Here is an 18,378-nt window from a genome sequence, read left to right as displayed (position 1 = left end):
CTCCATCCTCAAAAGGCAGATGTACTCATATTCTTATCACTGCCTAGGAGACATCCGCTCTTTCATCATCTGTCTGCTTTAATGTTACAGGAAGTTTCCCAGCAAAAGGAATGCGCCCCATCAGCGCCTGAGCGACGCTATCCATGGCAAGTAGTCGGCTCTCGTAAGCCGCTACATAGACTTGGGCATCCGGAATTGCAAGCAGATCATAGGGACTTCGCAGTGCCACAACTGCCAATGGCTTGCCCAGTTGCTGCAACCAGCCGATTAGTCGGCACTGTGGATCACCGGAAGGGCTCCCCGCATTGTAGGTCCCTACCACAATCTGCCGAACGCCATCCTCTTCCGCAGCTTGAAGCAGACGTGCGGAACGAATGGCAACTTCCTCGGGCGTAACCACCCGATCAACAACATCCAGACCATACTTGGATAAAGCTGAGCCCAAGGTGAACGTCTGACTCAGCTGTTCATCTGCAATCGTCGTCACGGACGTGGCAACCGTTATGACCAGTGTGCGTTCCGGCTTCAAAGGCAGCATATTCAGCTGATCGCGTACCAGCGTGATACTGTTCTCGCTAATTCGGCGGGCAACCTCTTGGTGTAATGAACTGTTGCGCTCAGACCCGCTGGAATGTGAAAGATCCTTTGATGAATTCAGGGAGGGTGCATTTGAGAATACACTATTCACTTCGTCATCATCTGCACCGCCCGTTCCACTCTCCAACAAACCACGTTTCGCCTTGTACATCAGCAAGCGGGTTACCGACTCGTCAATACGCCTTTCGCTAATCCGCCCGCTCGCCACAGCTGCTAGCAACGCTTCAAAAGCCTCTGCCTGAAGCTTGGCCGTATGGCTAATTAACACCAGATCCGCTCCGGCCTCTACCGCCATCACAGCTGCATCGACCGTGCCGTAGTTCACCGCAATGGCATCCATCTCCATGCAATCTGTCACGATCATGCCCTCATAACCCAGTTCCTGGCGAAGCAGACCGCTTAATACAGTATGCGATAGCGTTACGGGCAGACCTTCTGGCTCCAGTGCAGGGAAATAAATATGCGCCGACATCATGGCATCGACACCTTCGGCGATGGCGGCGCGGAAGGGAATCAACTCCAGGCGCTCTACCCGATCACGATTATGAGTGATGATCGGCAGGTCCAGATGAGAATCGGTGTCCGTATCCCCATGCCCCGGGAAGTGCTTGGCTGTCGCTGCAATCCCGGCGTCCTGTATCCCCGCAATGCTTCTGGCCCCATATTCTGCAACGGATTGTGGGGATTCACCGAATGATCGTACACCGATGACCGGATTCGCCGCGTTATTGTTCACATCCAATACCGGAGCAAAGTTCATATTAATGCCCATGGATTTCAGCTCCAACCCACTGATATATGCCGCCTGATACGCATCGTCTATGGAACCGGCAGCGGCAATGGCCATTGGTCCAGGCATCAAGGCGATTCCTTCGGTAATTCGTGCAACCATGCCGCCCTCCTGATCAATGGATATCCAGAGCGGCACATTACCGCTGCTTTTGGCAATCTGCTGTAGCCCTGACGATAACCGCTCTACTTGCTCTGGCGACTCAACGTTGCGTGCAAAATAGATCACGCCACCGATTGGATACTTTCGAAGAAAGGGTTCCACATCGCCAGCAGCTTCAGTGCCATGAAAGCCACAAAGCAGCATTTGCCCAACTTTCTCACGCAAAGTCATCTGTTTCAGCCTCAACTGGTATAACTCTTTTTGCCCACTCATTTCATGCCTCCCTCCGCTAACAAACATCCGTTCATTCATATAACAAAAACGGCTTTCGCCGCTCCTTCCATTCTGCTGCCTGTACCTTCCACGCATCCATTAAACGAATGAAATCCGCACGGTCATGAATGGTTTCCCTGACTGCCTTCCCCCCTGTCAACAGGTCGATAAAGTACCTCGAACCCGGCTCTGGTGGCTCCAGCCAGCAGAATTGCTCCGGATAGAGTGACACCAGTTCATGCAAAAGCATCAACCCTGTCTCTACCGCCCGGAATTTCCTGCTGTCCGTTACAAAAATCCTTACACCACCACACAGCTCACCTGCATGTTTGGAGAATGTTGGGGACATGTACACTGGATGCACATGCACACCTTCCAGCTTGTATTCCCGAAATCGTTCCGCCAATCGCTCACCCTCAATCCAGGGGGCTCCAATCCACTCGAATGGGCGGGTCGTGCCCCTGCCCTCCGATACATTAGTGCCTTCGAACAGGCATGTGCCCGCATATACCTGCACGCTATCCAGCGTAGGCATATTGGGGGAGGGCAACATCCAGGGAAGCTGGCAATCCGTGAACCTCATGGAACGCTGCCAACCTTCCATCGCAATCACGTCCAATTCGCAAGGTACATCCATCTCGCTGTTGACCATCAGGGCGAGTTCACCTACCGTCAATCCGGTACGTACAGGGACACGCCAAGCGCCAACGAGTGATTCATACCCCGCGTTCAGTACACCGCCTTCCACAACGTTTCCACCCAGTGGATTGGGACGGTCCAGAATCAGCATACGTTTGCCTGCTCCAGCGCAGACCTCCATCATATGGAACAAGGTTGAGACATACGTGTAATAACGGATGCCCACATCCTGAATGTCAAACAGGACCGTATCGACTCCAGCCAGCATTGCAGGCGTAGGCTTCTTGTGATCTCCATACAGACTGAACATCGGAATGTCCAGACGCGGATGACGCATGTCTCCGAATCTGACACCCGCCTGAAGTTCTCCATCCAGTCCGTGCTCACAGGCGTAGAGCGCTGTAAGCTCGGCATTAGCCAGTCCTGTGCACACATCTATGGTCGATACAAAATCCGCTGTAATTCCAGTCGGATTCGTAATTAGACCGATTCGAGCACCTGTTAACCATGGATGCGATAACCCTCTCGCCAGAAGGTCAACTCCCGTTTTTACAGCCGGAATCTGCTCGCTTCCATTCAACCGACCCATTACACATTCCCCTGGCTGATCCACCCTGTATGCTGGTGATCATTACCGCCTGTTACGACAGGTTCCTCTTCAGGCTCCAGCACATTGCGAGCCACCTTATGCTGATAGATGGCAAACATCCCCGCGAACAGCGCTCCAAAGCCAACAACCGTCAGCAGCAGCAGAGCCGTCAGACATAGCGCCTGAAAACAAGCGCCCATCGTATACCCCGGGTGACGGAAGAACAGCTTTACACTTTCCCCCATCGCCTGAAGGATGCCCATGTTCTTTTGTAAAACAAGCTGCCAAGTATAGAACTGTGACATCAGCGCCATGAGAACAAAGAACGTCTGGAATACGCCTACCGCTGTACCTGTAATCCCGCCCTGTCCGCCGTAATACCACCAGGTTGACCAGAGAATGAAACCAAGCACGGCGAAAAGCACACCTACTGCCCCTCCCGGGATGAATCCCTGCATCGTTCCGTTCCAGATATCCTTAAGCCCATTGCGGCGTTCCTTGCGTTCCAGCCTATGATGTACGGCATAACTGACACCGAACAGGATGGGCATATATATCAAGGCCAGAAGCAGCACCGCGATTGGCAGTGGAGCAAACATCAGAATGGGAACCAATACGATGGAGCTAACGACACTGTACAAGGCTACCGGAATAATATCCCGATAGATTTCTGCACCTGACTTGATCAACACTTCACTCAGCTTACGCATCTTCACCCTCTCCTTTCTAACCGTTCCTTCTTCGCCAGGCCTCGTCTTTTATTCCCGTCCAATCGCAAGCTCCGTCTCTGGATCGAAAAAGTGCGCCTTACGCAAGTCCAGCACAAAATTTTTGTCCATTCCTACATATGCATGTGTTTCCGGATGAACCTTGGCTGTAACCGTACGGGCACCGGAATGGAAATACACCAAATTCTCGGAGCCCAGATGCTCTACAACCTGAACTCGCGCCTGCAGCATATGGTCTGTCGGGATATTCGGAGCGACATCGTCACCAAAAATATGCTCTGGGCGCAGTCCCATAATCACCGGCTTGCCCTGATGGCTCTGCAAACGAGCAAGCACATCGGCTGGCAAGGTGAATGAGGCTCCCTCGATGACAACCTGTGTACCTTCAATCCGCGCATCAATGAAGTTCATCGCCGGGGAACCAATAAAACCGGCAACAAACATATTCCGCGGACTCGCATACAGTTCCCTTGGTGAAGCCACCTGCTGAATGTCTCCATGATTCATAACCACGATGCGTTCCCCAAGTGTCATGGCTTCTACTTGATCATGTGTCACGTACACAATCGTGGCACCGAGACGTTTATGCAGCTCACCCAACTCCACCCGCATCTGTACCCGCAACTTGGCATCCAGATTGGACAGTGGTTCGTCGAATAAAAACACCTGCGGATCACGGACGATCGCCCGTCCTACCGCAACACGCTGGCGCTGACCACCAGACAGCTCGCGTGGTTTGCGCTCCAGCATCGCTTCCAGTCCCAGAATGGAGGCCGCATTCTGTACCTGTTCATCAATATAGGACTTTGGCTTTTTCAGATTTTTCAGGCCAAAGGAAAGATTTTCACGGATGGTCATATGCGGATAGAGTGCATAATCCTGAAACACCATCGCGATATCCCGATCCTTCGGATGCAGATCGTTAACAAGCCGGTCACCGATGACAATATCACCGCTTGTTTGCTTTTCAAGTCCGGCAATCATCCGCAGTGACGTTGTCTTGCCACAGCCCGAAGGACCCACAAACACTACGAATTCCTTATCTTCTATAACAAAGTCCGAGCCGGCCACAGCCGTGAACGTTCCTTTATGATCGTCTTTGAATTCTTTGCGCACTTGGCGAAACTCCACGCGTGCCATAGGTAGATCCCCCTTTACGTTGTCGCTTGTCCTGAACTAACAGTTCAACTTAACCTTTTACCGCACCGATCGTAATGCCCTGCAGGAAGTAACGTTGCAGTGAGAAAAACAGAATGATCATCGGCAGTGCACCTATTGTTGCCCCCGCCATCATTGCGCCGAAATCAGTTGATTCGGCAAATACAAACGAAGCTAGCCCCACCTGAATGGTACGCATCTCGTTGGAATTGGTAATGAGGAACGGCCAGAAGAATTCGTTCCACGAAGCGACAAACGTGAATATCGCCAGCACCGCGATTCCCGGCTTTGCCATCGGCAGAATGACTTTCCAGAAGATGCCGAACTCGCTGCATGCATCGATACGTGCCGCATGTATCAGCGATGTGGGCAGCGTAGACATGAACTGTTTCATCAAGAAAATGTTGCCCACACTAACGGCAGCAGGCAGAATAATGGCCGTATAGGTATCCCCCAGGTCAAACACGTTGACCATCAGAATGTACAAAGGAATCAGCGTCACCTGTGCCGGAATCATCATGGTCCCAAGCAAAGTCCAGAATACCGCCTGACTCCCCGGAAACTTTAGTTTGGCAAACGCATACCCCGCCAGGGAGGCGAAAAATACATTGGTTACGGTCAGAATGATCGAGATGAGCAGCGAATTGTATAACCAGCGCCAGGCATCAGTTTTGGCAAAAAAGCGCTCATATGGTGATAACGACAACTGCTCCGAAATCATCTGTGGTTTAAACGAAGCCGACATCGCACTATCCTGCACCGAACCGACGAGCATCCAATACATCGGGATGACCGTCACCAGCGCCCAGACCACCAGCAGGATGGATGCAACTACGAGCAGGATCTTTTTCTGTGTTGATTTCATGGATTTCATTCACCCCCGGATGCTTAATGCGACATGCCTACCTCTAATACGTGTTCAAAAAGAGCGGTTTTCAGTTGAACTACCTCTAATACTCAATATCGCTGGAGAAATATTTGAACTGTATGACGGAGATGACTATGATGATAATCGCCAGTACGAACGACTGAGCCGAAGCCAATCCGAACTCATAGAACTTGAATGCCGTCTCGTAGATCAGATAAGCGATTGTAGTTGTCGCAAAGTTTGGTCCACCCTGTGTCATCAGATATACCGAGATAAACACCTGGAAAGACGTGATCACACCTGTAACGAGCAGATACAGCGTCGTTGGTTTGAGTAGCGGCCATGTAATCTTGCTGAACTGGGTCCAGCCGCTGGCATGATCAATATCCGCCGCTTCGTACAGCGATTTCGGAATACCGCCCATGGCTGCCAGATACAGAATAATGCCCGCTCCGTGCGATCCGAGCCAGTTCATTAGAATGAGGGAAAAGAGTGCCGTTCCCGACTGGCCGAGCCAGATCACTGGATCAAGGCCAAACAAGCCGAGAAAACGGTTGAGCAGCCCCGAATCCGTCGGGTCAAAGATCGCCAGCCATACAATGGATATGGTTACCCCGGAGGCTACCGCAGGCAGATACATGGTAGCTTTGAAAAATGTCTGCCATTTGCTTTTCATTTGATAGATGAAATAGGACAGTACAAATGTAATGAGAATATTGACCGGGACTGTGCCTACGGTGAAGATCACCGTATTTTTAATCGATTTCCAGAACGTCTCATCCTTCACCAGTCGCTCGTAGTTGTCCAATCCAACCCACGTCGAATTCATAATGTTGTATTTCTGGAAGCTCATCACGAGAGCTGTTAGTACGGGATACAGTGTGAAAATGAGAAACAGCAGGACAGGCGCCAAAATAAACATATACGCCCACCCGTAGTCCCGCCAAAACCGGGCAACCCGGGAAGTCCGGGGCACGGACGGCTTTGGCGCAAGGGCGGTCTGCATGGCGAATCCTCCTCTCCTAATCAGTGTGGTTTTACGTTATGTTTGATTGTCGAGTTATTGTCCAAACATCTGCTCGCCCTTGCTCTTGAAATCTTCTGCGATCTGTTCCGGTGATTTTTCACCCGAGAACAGCGCCTGAATATTAGGCTTCACAACCTGTTCCTTGAATTGTTTTTGCTGAGATGCTTTGTCGATATCCAGTTCAAGCACTACCGGCATCGCGATATTCTCTGCCATGACTTTCGCAGCGGCCAGATTATCCGCTTGACCAAGCTCTTTTCCTTTAAACAGTTCCACTTGGGATTGTCTTACGAATGGGAGCGCCAGTTCATTGGCCGAGTTCCCTGCTTTGGCACCACTAAGCGCCTCCATCACCAAGAAGGTATTTTTGGCATGCTGTTCACCTTTGTCCTTCTTCTGTTTGAAGGCTACATACCCTTCGCCACCCATTGTTGTGGCCGCAGGTTGATCATCATTATGCGGTACAGGCAGCAGGACAAAATCAATTTTCTCTCCTTGCACCTTGCCATCATCGATGTCCTTGTTGCGGTTCTGAATCATCACATCATAATAAGGAATCGCTTTGGAGATAATCGCCGTTTCCCCCGCGTAGAACATATCCGTCCGTTTTGCTGGAGCAAGAGCCGCCGTTTCCTTCGGCATATACCCTTGATCCATCAGGTTTTTGATAAAAGAGAGAGTATCCAGAATGCGACCATCATTCCATTGGAACGTGCCGTCTTTATCAAGAACATCAATCATCCCGTTGTTCCGGGACAGCATTTCAATGAAGTCAAGCGAGGTTCCGTCGGTAACCAGTGCATATTGCTTGGCCCCGCCATCCAGCGTTTTGGTCAGCTTGGCAGCAGCATCGTTGAATTCGGACCAGGTCCAGCCATTTTGTTGAATGGACTTCCAATCAATGCCCGCTTCCTCCAGAATGCGTTTGTTACCACCCCAAGCCCATTGGAATTGATACAAGGGCAGTCCATACTGTTTCCCCTGAATCTGGCCTAAATCCAGCGTACCCGGCAGGTAGTCGTCCTTGATCACAGATGTCAGGTAACTGTCCAGCTCAAGTGCCAATCCCGTATTCACATATGTGCCGTCTACACTATGAAAGTAAAGATCTGGCGGGTTACCCGCGTTCAAAGCGACATCGAATTTTTTGGGCCCTTCCGCCCAGGAGAGCATTTCCGTCTTCACGGTAATATTCGGGTGTTCTTTATTGAAATCAGAGATTAGATCCTTCAGTTCATCTTCATATGTGCCATGTACAGGATAGGTCCATACCGTTACCGTATCATCGGCATTCGGGTCATCCGAAGCAGCACCTCCGCTACTCCCACAGGCAGTAACCAAGACCATCATCAACAACATTGTCCATACCAGACCCTTCTTTTTCATCCCTTCATCTCCTTTGCATGTCATCTTCCGATTCTTTCATTTGCCTAACCATGCTACCCCTTTGTGATCATTCGGCCTTCAAACGCCATCCACCTATACACGTGGCAGTAAGGAAAAGCACCTCCCCTGTAGATTGGGCCTGCCAGTCGCAGGCTAAATCTCTTAAATGCAATATTAACGTCAACTTAATTGACATTAACAGTATTAATTCCTTCCAAAATTGTAGATTGAATTCATTATATGAGTTGTAAAATAAAAATTCAACATTATTTTTTATTATAAAATTTAATTTTACTTTTTCTTTTCATGCAACTATACTATGTAAAAAGAAAACCCAAGCAAGCGAGGTGAACCACTTTGCGAGTGTATGTAGGCGTAGATGGAGGCGGTACCAATACTGATGCAGCAATCATTTCTGAATCTGGTGAAATTCTCGCCCGACTCAGCGGCGGTCCCACGAATCCTCACACCGTATCAACTGAACAGGCCATTTCCGAACTGCAACGATTGCTGGAACAGCTATTTAATCTAATAAGTGATTTATCGACAAATTGTGAGGGTATATGCCTTGGTATGTCAGGTGTAGATACGATCCAAGAACGGCAACTTATAGCCAAAGCAGTAAATAACTATATGAAGAGTCGTAATCAACAGGCATCAGAAGGTTGTCCCGTCTGGGTTGTATCCGAAGGAGAGATTGCTCTGATGGCCTCTCTCGGACATACGCACGGTGTATTATGCATCTCTGGAACGGGGTCCATCGTGTACGGATTTACGCTGGAAGGAGAGCGATACCGTGCAGGAGGCTGGGGTCATCTGCTCGGAGATGAGGGGAGCGGCTATCGTATTGGGCAGCGTGCACTCCAAGTGGTTATGCAGAGTTATGACGGTGTTCTTCCTCCAACCTGTTTAACCCCGCTTCTTCTAAAGAATCTGAGCCTTCGGGATATATCGGAGCTAAAGACGCGAGTGTATCAGACGGATTGGGGCAAAACCGAGACCGCATCCATCGCCCCCCTAGCTATAGAAGCTGCTGAACTCGGGGATGAGGCCGCCCGCGCACTGATCATCGACGAAGCCTCACAATTGGCGGATACCGCCAAGGCGCTGGTTGCCCGTCATCCCGAATTTGAATCCACTCCGGTTGTCCTGTCCGGATCACTGTTTCGATACGCTGCACTTTTCCGAAATACATTTATTCAGAAGTTATCTGAATATTATGGAGAGTTGGACTTTGTATATCGTGAAGATGCCCCCGCTCCAGCGGTTGGCGCAGCACAACTGGCAAGAAAACGCTGTTCCCTGAATGAATCATTTTAAAAAGAGAGAAGGAGGCCATACGGATGAATCACATGCTGAATTCACTACTAACAGAACAACCCAATCCACTAACGGATCATATAGATGAATTGCCTTCGGCAGAAATTATGGAGCTCATTAATAAGGAAGATCAACGGATTGCGGAGCTCATTCAGCCCCTCATTCCGGTCATTGCTCAAGCTGCGGATCGGATCTTGGAGGCGTTTCAGTCTGGCGGCAGGCTTTTTTATGTAGGCGCAGGTACCAGTGGACGATTAGGAATACTTGACGCTTCTGAATGCCCGCCTACCTTCGGAACCCCGCCATCCATGGTACAGGGTATTATTGCAGGGGGATTCCGGGCAGTGAAGGACCCGGTTGAAGGTGCTGAAGATAATGAGGAGTTGGGAGCTGCCGACCTTGATGAACATGGCTTAGACAAAAACGATGTCGTGGTTGGCATTGCAGCCAGTGGACGAACGCCGTATGTGCTGGGTGCGATGAGACATGCCAAGGAGATCGGGGCTACGGTGATCAGCCTGAGCAATAATTCAGGCACGCCGATGACCCTGTTGGCTGATGTGAGCATTGAGGCTGTTGTCGGCCCAGAGGTTGTCATGGGTTCAACACGTATGAAGGCAGGCAGCGCCCAGAAAATGATTCTGAACATGCTCACCACTACCGCCATGATTCGTCTGGGCAAGGTTTACCGTAATTTCATGGTTGATCTGAACCCTTCGAACGAAAAGCTTGTCCATCGGGCCAAACGCATGATCCATCTGGCAACCGGAGCGAATGAAGCGGATATTGAAGAGGCTTTTACCGGTGCAGACGGTCATGTAAAAACGGCAATCGTCATGCTGATGGCAGGTGTGGACGCAACGGAAGCCCAGCACAGGCTTGATCTGGCTGACGGATTTGTCCGTAGCGCCATTGCGGGGCCTTCCTGAGCCGTACAAGGGGTATTATTAGAGGTTGAAAGAGAGGAGCCCAACATTAGACATTAGTCTGGGCTCTTTTTTTATTTTTTTATTCTAAAAGCGGATATCATCCGTCAAAAAATCCCCTCCTGCATAAACAGAAAGGGATTCATATGGTTCTACTTCACTTGTGCTCCAGAATAGCCTGTCGGCTCTTCTCCAAATACTCCACCGACTGGTTGTAATCCCGGCTGGCAATCGCCAGATACAAAATGTCGATCACGTTCAGCTGTGCAATCCGTGACGAAGTTGCTCCGCTCCGAATATCACTTTCAGTGGAAGTAATCATCAGGGGCACATCCGCCATACTACTGAGTGTATTGCTGCCCCACTTGGTAATGCTGATTGTCGCTGCACCACCATCATGAGCATGCTTGAGACAGGAGATTACGTTCGACGTCTCCCCTGAATACGAGATACATACAACCGCATCATCCTCACGAAGCGTCGTTGCGGACGAAATCTGCATATGCGGATCGGCGAACGAAAAGCTTGTGCGATTGATTCGCATGAACTTGTAATGTGCATCCAGCGCAATCAGGTTGGAGGCCCCTACTCCATAGAAAAAGATCCGGTTTGCCTGATGAAGCACGTCCACAGCTTTTTCCACCAGACGTGGGTCCAGAATATGAACCGTATCCTTCACCGACTGAATATTGTTTGCGGACACATGCTGAATAATGCTCTCCATGGAGTCCTGGGGACGAATCTCCGTATATTGATATGGCTCACTCGTCTGCAAATCTCCGGCAATCTTCAGCTTCAGCTCCTGAAAACCCGTTACACCCAGTGATTTGCAGAGACGGATAATGGCAGCTGGGCTGCCTCCACTCCGTTCAGACAACTGGGCCACCGAGGATTGAACAGTTTCTTGCGGGTGATCGAGAATATAAGCTCCGATCTTCCGTTCGGACGGGGTCAAGTCATCCATTAATGCGCGTAAACGTACAAGTCCACCTTTCATGCCTTCCATTCGCTCCTCCTTTCCGTACTGCATTCATGTACAAGCATTTTATCTTATAATTCCACTCGCGTCTAATCGAATTCCTCGCCCTTCCATAACTGAACTCTAATTAAAGTCATACCTCACTAGAGTGTTAGATTGCCCGAGATTACGGCGTGTTTCGCGCCGGTTACTGCCGGGAGTGTATTAGTTCTTCCCATAAGTGCCTCATGGCCAAGTAAAGCAAATCCAATGGCTTCCCGAGCATCATCGGGTATACCATAATCTGCTGTTCGTTCCAAACGGATATCCTTCGGTAGTCTCTGACGGATCATTTCCATTAACGTGGCATTGGAAGTACCACCACCGCACGCGAGCATGGCCGATATTTGCACCTTGGGCAGGATAAAATCCTTCACTGCACGCACGATGGTCTCCGCGGTCAGACAGGTGGCAGTAGCCAGCGTATCTTCAAGAGATAAGGAACGCGCTGCGGCCATCCCCATCAGTCTCACTGCGTACGCTGTTCCATATACTTCTCGCCCGGTACTTTTCGGTGGAAGTCTTTTGAAATACTCATCCTCCAAGCACAGTTCTACCAGACGCTGATCGACCTTCCCCTGTGCGGCAATACTTCCATTCGGATCATAATGCTGCCGCCCATCCGTTGCCTGTCGAACAAGGGCGTCCATCACCATATTCCCCGGTCCCGTATCAAATGCCGAAATTCCTTCGGTAGATGACTCGGAGGGAAGCACCGTCACATTGCCAATGCCACCGATATTCTGCACTAGCCGCCCTTCTGTCGGGCTTCGAAACATCAGAGCGTCCACATAAGGCGTAAGCGGGGCACCTTCCCCACCAGCCGCCATATCCCTGGCTCGCAGGTTGCCAATCACGGGCAGTCCTGTCCGTTCTCGAACAACAGCACATTCACCGATCTGCAATGTCGATACCACATCAATACTTGCCCCCGTTGGCCCTGGAAATGCGGATGCTACAGGCGCATGCCATACCGTCTGCCCATGCATGCTAATCACATCCACTTGCTGTGTTGAGATACCGGCAGACTGCATCAGTTCCGTAACACTATGTGCATACCACTCCGATACACCAAAATGTGCGGCTGTCAGCTCGTCGATACGAGCTGTCCCCGGTGAACATAATCGGATCAGTACGTCTCTCAATCCATTCGAATACGGCACACATACGAAATCAACCAGCTCGATCTGCTGTAATGCCCCACTCATATCGGTTTGAATACGCACCAGCGCCGCGTCTGTTCCGTCCAGAGACGTCCCTGACATTAGTCCGATGACCAAATGCTCCTGCTTCAACCGATACTTCTCCCACATCGGATAGCTGCCTGTATCCATCCATTTCCAACCTCCTGCAAGACCTGATGAACACGTCATCCTGCCATAATTTCACCCAGTATATGATATTAAATTTCACAAGTCAAACATTATATGAAATTTAATTACAACATTGAAAATAAAAAGAGAGATATTCATCCCATTTGCGATCACACATCATGTTTTATTCCATCAATTGATAATTAGATATCAGAAGAGAAACATTTTTACATTTTTACCGTTTATAATATGTAGGTATATTTTGGTAGTCAGATATAGATCTAATACTAGTCGAGGTGCATAATGAAGAAAACCATTTTACTACTGTTTTTGAGTCTGTTCTTACTCGTTTTGCTCCCTAATCAGGGAAATGCCGCTGCAAGCACGTCGAAAATTTTTATGGATGGAGAGGAATTAGTCCTCCCAAGTGATGTACAGGTGACGATTATCAATAAAAACGTGATGATTCCGATTCGTGTCGTTGCCGAAAATTTGAAATTCAAAGTCGATTGGAACCAACAAGCACGCACTGTAAAAATTCAGCAAGACCAACAGACGATTTCCCTAACCGTGGATCAAAAGCAAGCCCTGGTTGCTGACAAACAAGTCACTTTGAACACAGCACCGCAAATTTTGAACAATACGCTGGTGGTGCCCATTCGATTTGTCAGTGAACAAATGGGGCTTAAGGTAAGATGGAATAATCAAGACAAGATCGTATACTTAACAAACACCAGTAAGGGACCTGCTATCGATCCAGGCAACAGTTCTGGAAAAGGAGATTCAACGTCTAACGCCCAGGTTACCGATATCCAATTTGCCAATAATCAGCTCGTGTTATCCACGGATGGAGCCGTTCAGCCAATAGTAACGACCCTCAAGTACCCTGATCGTTTGGTTGTGGACTTGCCTGGAACCGCCTTTGGTGATATCTCCCAACCGCTGGATCAAGGACTCAATGGCAAGTTGGATGTGAGTGGTTATCCCAATGTGACAGAAGTGAGATATTCACTGTTCAAACGAGATCCGGCGCAAGTTCGCATTGTCGTAGAATTGAATAATGTGAAGGATGTCCAGTACAGCCAGAACGTCATTGCCGATAAACTGATTATTGATCTTAATGTTGCGGGAGACAATGTCACACCTGCTCCAGTCACTCCAGTAGGTGATTCAGGACGCAAGGTTGTGGTCATCGATCCAGGACACGGTGGGAGTGACCCGGGGACGAATAGCATCACGAACAAACCCGAAAAGGAATACAATCTGGCATTGGCTCACAAAGTACAGGCCCTGTTGCTAAATGAACCCAATATCGAATTGGTGATGACTCGTGAAGGTGATACCTATCCGACCCGCCCTGAGCGTGTTCAGCTCGCCAATCAATTAAATGCGGATGTATTTGTATCTATCCATGGCAATAGCGTAAAGTCTGCTCCCCAAGCCACAGGTACGGAGACATATTATTATCAACGCAGTAATAGCAAGGAATTAGCCACTATCATTCATCAACGTTTGGTGAAAGCCATGGGTCTCAGAGATCGTGGTGTGAAAAATGGCAACTTGGAAGTAATCCGAGACACGACCATGCCTGCAGTGCTTTTGGAAGTGGGATTCTTGAGTAATGTGCTCGATGAAGAACTGATGTCATCCGAGGTTGTTCAGATGAAAGCCGCTCAAGCGATAGCCGATGGAATCAAGGAGTATTTGAACCTATAAATCATCAAATAAATCAGATAAAGGAAGTGATTCTTTGAATAAGAAGCTAGGTTGTGCACTTATATTATCATGCTTGATCCTTATCGGAGTTGGATGTGCCCAGAAGCCAGTGAGCCAATCCGGTTCGAATGAACCTGCTGTTCAGGGAGGACAGACGCAGTCACCAAACCCATCCGAAACGAAAGTGGACCTGGGCACAATGAATACACAAGTCGTCGATGTATATTTGGCAGATTCTCAGGTACTGGCGCTTGAGAAAACAGAGCAGGAAATTGAGTACAAGGATGACTCCGAAAAATATGAAAAAACATTTGCAGCGTTGCAAACGAACACCGATTCGGAGCTTGTTTCCCTCTGGGAGCAGGTGGAATTGCTCTCTATTCAATATGCTGAGGGTACAGTGACTTTGGATGTTCATATTCCCGCTGAAGCCAATCTTGGTACCAGTGGAGAATTGCTCGCATTGGAAGCTTTAACAACAACGATGTTTCAATTTGATGAAGTGAACAGCCTGGATATACTGGTGGATGGTGAAGCCGTTGATAGTTTGATGGGCCATGCCGAACTGGAACACCCCATTCATCGCGAACCCTAACTGATCAGGCAACAATGGAAAAAGAACGTCCCCAGGGACGTTCCAATCTGACGCATCAATTCGATTCATGCACAATGCACACATATAGCTCGTCACCAGCAGACAGTGAATGTATAACTGTTCCCGGTGACGGGCTATTTCTGAGCAAACCTTCCTTTAATCGGTCCGTCTCTGCCCGGTCAGCATGCACAAGGACCGTATGCCTTGCTGGAACCTGATGCAGCATCCGTTCAACATCCTTCCAGCCCTGATGTACTTTATATCGTATTTTCCGCACCTCACACACCCCATACTTGTCAGGAACCCGTACCAGTTTATCAGCAAATGTGCCATGAGCAACATGCCCGGTGAGCAGAATCAGATTCTCCTCCCTGTCCGATAATTGACTATAATACCAACGGGCAAGCGAGGACTGCATCATGCCGTCCGGAATAAACCATAACGAAGCAGCATGATGTTCCAACAGTTGTTCCCGCTCTTGGGTAGTTGTAGGCAGATCCCATCCTCGTCCAGTCAGAAAACAATCGATTTTGTCTTTCAACGAACTTCCGATGACATGCTCTCCCTTCTCCCTCAACCAATACGGAACATGCATAAGCTGCTTCATACCGTCCACCAGCCCTTGTTCCACTACCATTGGAACAGCCGGGAATTGTTGCTGTGCCCACAGTATGATCTCCTGTCCACGCCCTACGACAGGCATGGGTAAGAGCACCTTTCCGCCTTGAGTAATCGTCTGGCGAATGGCTCGTTCAAGCTGTTCCAGTTTGTCGGCCTGTGTATCCTGGTCCGTACCGTAGGCCGCATCAACGATCGCCAGATCTAGCAGCCCGACGGAAGATATTGGCGCAGCGTCTGCTACGTTTGCTCTGACTGCTCCATCTGCACCATTGGATGTGAAATTTCCCTGCTTCATGGGTATCTCCGTGGATACAAGTGTTCTTGACGACGCTTCTGATGCAACAGATGTCTGCTCTGGTGACGTTATGAATTCTCCAGCCTTTTGCCCGCTGTTTATAACGATCAGTTCCTCCATACCCCACCGCTCACTGCTCGGAGCATCGAACAACGTATCTTCACGAATCATGTTTGCCCGTGAGAACGCCTCCGCTGGGCAATCCTCCTGTAAAAGCATTGATTCGGACGTGTAGTCCCCGGAATAAAAAATCCGCTTCGCTTCCATTTCAAGTCCAAACCACACAGATCCAGCCAGATGTCCACTCCGGCCCCACATCACTTTTACTTCGGGAATCGGTTCGAACCAGGTTTGGGATACGACCTCATCTTCCAGATAACGATAACGGATAGCCTGCTCATCTGCTTCATCGTAAGGGAGTTTCTCTCCGACACGTTCTGCAAATCTTCGCCAGTTGGCAAAATACGTACGCAGCTGTGCCCTCGTCTCTCTCGTTGTCCATACTTCACCCCGGTAGCCCATCTTATACAGCAAAGGGATGGCGACCGAATGATCCTCATGGGCGTGGGACAAAAACACCGCATCCAGTTGCGGGACAATCTCCGGGTCAATTAGCGGATACTGGCCCGTGCCTTCTTTTTTCACACCACAATCCAGCAAAAGGCGAAACCGGCTCCCGCTCAGGAGATAGGCGGAACGTCCATGTTCCCCTGCACCGCCCCATACGTTCAGTTTGATCATGATGCATTCCACTTTCTCTTTGAATTCAGCAGTTCGATTCCAAGCAGCATCAGCACCGTCATACCTACAGTTACAACGGCCATCGCCATTCCGAGTGATACCTGACCTTGTTCAAACTGGGCAAAAATATACGTAGCTGACGTCTGCATGGACGGCGGAAGAATTAACAACGAACCTACTAGCTCCCGGGTAGCAATCGTAAAGGTCATCATCCAGCCGGCCAGCATGCCAGGCAGGATCAGCGGTATCAAGATACGCCGCAGAATATACAGCGGCTTCCCTCCAAATACTTGCCCAGCCTGGAACAACGTTCCGTCAATCTGGGTAAAGCTCGATTTTACATACTGCACGGTGTAAGGCAAGAAGAGCACAACGTACGTGAGCACAACCATGCCGTAGGTGTTATACAACGTGACAGGCATCCAGGGTGAGTTCCAGAAGAGAATCAGACCCACAACCATCACGATACCCGGCACCGTATTTGGCAACAGACTGAACAAGTCAATCACACGCTGCATGAATGAAGATGATCTGCCGATCGCGAGCGCAAAACCCGTACCAATAACAACAGCAACGGTTGAAGCCGCGAGGGATAGACCGAGACTGTTCCCGATGGCCTTCATACTCACCGATCCCCAAGATAACAGCTCTTTGTAATGATCCAAGGTCAGATTATCAAAAGCAATTCCCGATCCCCGTAACTTCATGGTCGAAGCGGCGATGATGGAGAAATACGGGATACCTATCGACAGGATCAACAGGATTGCAAGATATGCCCCACATAACCATCCGGCTCCGCCACGAAGGGAATATCGCTTCGAACGTTGCCCTTTGCCACCAACCAGACGATACGTGAACTTTCGACTCATGGCAGACTGCATATACCACATCACCAGACAGACGGACAACAACACCGATGCCAGCGAAGTCGCCTTGCCGAAGTCAATCGGCCAACTGGAGATGTACTTATGGATCTCGGAGGTCATGACATAATAGCCAATCTTGCGCCCGAAGGTTGCCGGTGTTCCGAATTCCGCAATCGTTTTGACAAAGACCAGCATGATCCCCATGCCGTAAGACGACAACAATAAGGGTAAAATAATACGTCTGAAACGGTATCCTGCACGTGCACCGTGCACGGCTCCCGCTTCTTCCAGATTGCCACCGATGCGGATCAACGCATCTCGAAGCAGCAGGTACAGGAATGGGAACAGGTGCAAGCTCATGATGAGCACCATGCCCCAGAAGCTGAAGAACAGCTCACTCCAGCCTGCAGATGAAGGCACCCATTGTTGCAGGTATCCCCCTTTTTGCATAAACAGAATCCAGCCCATCGATCCGATATACGGCGGGGTCATGAACGGAATCATCAGGATTACATCCACCCAGCGATGCTCGCCCATTCGGGTCTTCGCCATCATCCAGGCCAACGGTAGCGCCAGCAGCGTGGTTACTGCTACAACGCAGATGCCAAGCCAGACGGAATTCAGCAATACACCTGATAGATGATGACCCGTAATCGTGCGAATCGGAGCCATCCAGTCCCATTGTCCGTCCGGATACACACTTTGCCAAAAGATCAGCAAGAGTGGCACGCCAATGCTTATGGTCAGCAGAAAGAGGGCCAGAATCACGCCCACTCTCCGAAAAATTCGGTTGTTGTCCATTACAACAGG

The 18,378-nt window shown here is 49.7% G+C and carries 15 protein-coding genes; 4 read left to right on the top strand and 11 right to left on the bottom strand.

What is annotated here, in order from left to right; all coding sequences use genetic code 11:
• Positions 1-43: 43 nt before the first annotated feature.
• The 7 genes from nagZ to ACETMN_RS01940 all read right to left on the bottom strand — a co-directional run bounded on the left by nagZ (position 44) and on the right by ACETMN_RS01940 (position 8,157).
• Positions 44-1,801, bottom strand: a complete 1,758-nt coding sequence (gene nagZ, locus ACETMN_RS01970) for a beta-N-acetylhexosaminidase (protein ID WP_411735694.1) — start codon at positions 1,799-1,801, stop codon at positions 44-46.
• Positions 1,794-2,990, bottom strand: coding sequence for an exo-beta-N-acetylmuramidase NamZ domain-containing protein (locus ACETMN_RS01965; protein WP_091019960.1), 1,197 nt, complete (start codon positions 2,988-2,990; stop codon positions 1,794-1,796). The genes nagZ and ACETMN_RS01965 overlap by 8 nt, the downstream gene beginning before the upstream one ends.
• Positions 2,990-3,700 carry a hypothetical protein gene (locus ACETMN_RS01960; RefSeq protein WP_091019958.1) on the bottom strand — a complete coding sequence of 237 codons (711 nt, stop codon included), beginning with the start codon at positions 3,698-3,700 and terminating at the stop codon, positions 2,990-2,992. Before ACETMN_RS01960 ends, ACETMN_RS01965 begins: the two co-directional genes overlap by 1 nt.
• A 48-nt stretch (positions 3,701-3,748) precedes the next feature.
• Complete coding sequence (locus ACETMN_RS01955) at positions 3,749-4,858, bottom strand: ABC transporter ATP-binding protein (protein WP_091019956.1); 1,110 nt, start codon at positions 4,856-4,858, stop codon at positions 3,749-3,751.
• A gap of 49 nt (positions 4,859-4,907) precedes the next feature.
• Complete coding sequence (locus ACETMN_RS01950) at positions 4,908-5,741, bottom strand: carbohydrate ABC transporter permease (RefSeq protein WP_091019955.1); 834 nt, start codon at positions 5,739-5,741, stop codon at positions 4,908-4,910.
• Between the two features lie 85 nt (positions 5,742-5,826).
• Positions 5,827-6,750 carry a carbohydrate ABC transporter permease gene (locus tag ACETMN_RS01945; RefSeq protein WP_091019952.1) on the bottom strand — a complete coding sequence of 308 codons (924 nt, stop codon included), beginning with the start codon at positions 6,748-6,750 and terminating at the stop codon, positions 5,827-5,829.
• A gap of 54 nt (positions 6,751-6,804) precedes the next feature.
• Complete coding sequence (locus tag ACETMN_RS01940; protein WP_091019950.1) at positions 6,805-8,157, bottom strand: ABC transporter substrate-binding protein; 1,353 nt, start codon at positions 8,155-8,157, stop codon at positions 6,805-6,807.
• 363 nt (positions 8,158-8,520) lie between these two features.
• Here ACETMN_RS01940 and ACETMN_RS01935 point away from each other — a divergent pair, with 363 nt between their 5' ends.
• The gene (locus tag ACETMN_RS01935) at positions 8,521-9,477 is read left to right on the top strand and encodes an N-acetylglucosamine kinase (protein WP_256975353.1); all 957 of its coding nucleotides are present in this window, start codon (positions 8,521-8,523) and stop codon (positions 9,475-9,477) included.
• A 23-nt stretch (positions 9,478-9,500) separates the two neighbouring features.
• A complete protein-coding gene (gene murQ, locus ACETMN_RS01930; RefSeq protein ID WP_091019947.1) occupies positions 9,501-10,406 on the top strand; it encodes an N-acetylmuramic acid 6-phosphate etherase in 906 nt (301 codons plus the stop codon).
• Positions 10,407-10,560: 154 nt separating this feature from the next.
• Here the strand turns inward: murQ and ACETMN_RS01925 are convergent, their stop codons facing one another.
• Entirely contained in the window at positions 10,561-11,400 is an 840-nt protein-coding gene (locus ACETMN_RS01925) for a MurR/RpiR family transcriptional regulator (RefSeq protein WP_036616797.1), read from the bottom strand.
• A 125-nt stretch (positions 11,401-11,525) separates the two neighbouring features.
• Positions 11,526-12,755, bottom strand: a complete 1,230-nt coding sequence (locus ACETMN_RS01920; RefSeq protein WP_091019946.1) for an anhydro-N-acetylmuramic acid kinase — start codon at positions 12,753-12,755, stop codon at positions 11,526-11,528.
• A 282-nt stretch (positions 12,756-13,037) separates the two neighbouring features.
• Between ACETMN_RS01920 and ACETMN_RS01915 the strand changes: the two genes are divergently transcribed.
• Positions 13,038-14,450, top strand: a complete 1,413-nt coding sequence (locus ACETMN_RS01915; protein WP_091019944.1) for an N-acetylmuramoyl-L-alanine amidase family protein — start codon at positions 13,038-13,040, stop codon at positions 14,448-14,450.
• 34 nt (positions 14,451-14,484) lie between these two features.
• Positions 14,485-15,045 (top strand): GerMN domain-containing protein, encoded by a 561-nt coding sequence (locus ACETMN_RS01910; protein ID WP_091019942.1) that lies wholly within the window; start codon positions 14,485-14,487, stop codon positions 15,043-15,045.
• 55 nt (positions 15,046-15,100) lie between these two features.
• On the opposite strand, the gene ACETMN_RS01905 is transcribed toward ACETMN_RS01910, so the two are convergent.
• Together ACETMN_RS01905 and ACETMN_RS01900 are read right to left on the bottom strand one after the other, a co-directional pair.
• Positions 15,101-16,702: an MBL fold metallo-hydrolase gene (locus tag ACETMN_RS01905; RefSeq protein WP_256975344.1), complete on the bottom strand. Its 1,602-nt coding sequence runs from the start codon at positions 16,700-16,702 to the stop codon at positions 15,101-15,103.
• The gene (locus tag ACETMN_RS01900) at positions 16,699-18,369 is read right to left on the bottom strand and encodes an ABC transporter permease (RefSeq protein ID WP_411736391.1); all 1,671 of its coding nucleotides are present in this window, start codon (positions 18,367-18,369) and stop codon (positions 16,699-16,701) included. Before ACETMN_RS01900 ends, ACETMN_RS01905 begins: the two co-directional genes overlap by 4 nt.
• Positions 18,370-18,378 lie beyond the last annotated feature (9 nt).

The organism is Paenibacillus sp. M2, assembly GCF_046713495.1.
Taxonomy (GTDB): Bacteria; Bacillota; Bacilli; order Paenibacillales; family Paenibacillaceae; genus Paenibacillus; species Paenibacillus amylolyticus_B.
This window is presented reverse-complemented; position numbering and strand designations above follow the sequence as displayed.

Excerpts from the sequence above, each read along its gene's own strand:
- nagZ (WP_411735694.1), bottom strand. The coding sequence starts at position 1,801 with ATGAATGAACGGATGTTTGTTAGCGGAGGGAGGCATGAAATGAGTGGG.
- ACETMN_RS01965 (WP_091019960.1), bottom strand. The coding sequence starts at position 2,990 with ATGGGTCGGTTGAATGGAAGCGAGCAGATTCCGGCTGTAAAAACGGGA.
- ACETMN_RS01960 (WP_091019958.1), bottom strand. The coding sequence starts at position 3,700 with ATGCGTAAGCTGAGTGAAGTGTTGATCAAGTCAGGTGCAGAAATCTAT.
- ACETMN_RS01955 (WP_091019956.1), bottom strand. The coding sequence starts at position 4,858 with ATGGCACGCGTGGAGTTTCGCCAAGTGCGCAAAGAATTCAAAGACGAT.
- ACETMN_RS01950 (WP_091019955.1), bottom strand. The coding sequence starts at position 5,741 with ATGAAATCAACACAGAAAAAGATCCTGCTCGTAGTTGCATCCATCCTG.
- ACETMN_RS01945 (WP_091019952.1), bottom strand. The coding sequence starts at position 6,750 with ATGCAGACCGCCCTTGCGCCAAAGCCGTCCGTGCCCCGGACTTCCCGG.
- ACETMN_RS01940 (WP_091019950.1), bottom strand. The coding sequence starts at position 8,157 with ATGAAAAAGAAGGGTCTGGTATGGACAATGTTGTTGATGATGGTCTTG.
- murQ (WP_091019947.1), top strand. The coding sequence starts at position 9,501 with ATGAATCACATGCTGAATTCACTACTAACAGAACAACCCAATCCACTA.
- ACETMN_RS01925 (WP_036616797.1), bottom strand. The coding sequence starts at position 11,400 with ATGAAAGGTGGACTTGTACGTTTACGCGCATTAATGGATGACTTGACC.
- ACETMN_RS01920 (WP_091019946.1), bottom strand. The coding sequence starts at position 12,755 with ATGGATACAGGCAGCTATCCGATGTGGGAGAAGTATCGGTTGAAGCAG.
- ACETMN_RS01915 (WP_091019944.1), top strand. The coding sequence starts at position 13,038 with ATGAAGAAAACCATTTTACTACTGTTTTTGAGTCTGTTCTTACTCGTT.
- ACETMN_RS01905 (WP_256975344.1), bottom strand. The coding sequence starts at position 16,702 with ATGATCAAACTGAACGTATGGGGCGGTGCAGGGGAACATGGACGTTCC.
- ACETMN_RS01900 (WP_411736391.1), bottom strand. The coding sequence starts at position 18,369 with ATGGACAACAACCGAATTTTTCGGAGAGTGGGCGTGATTCTGGCCCTC.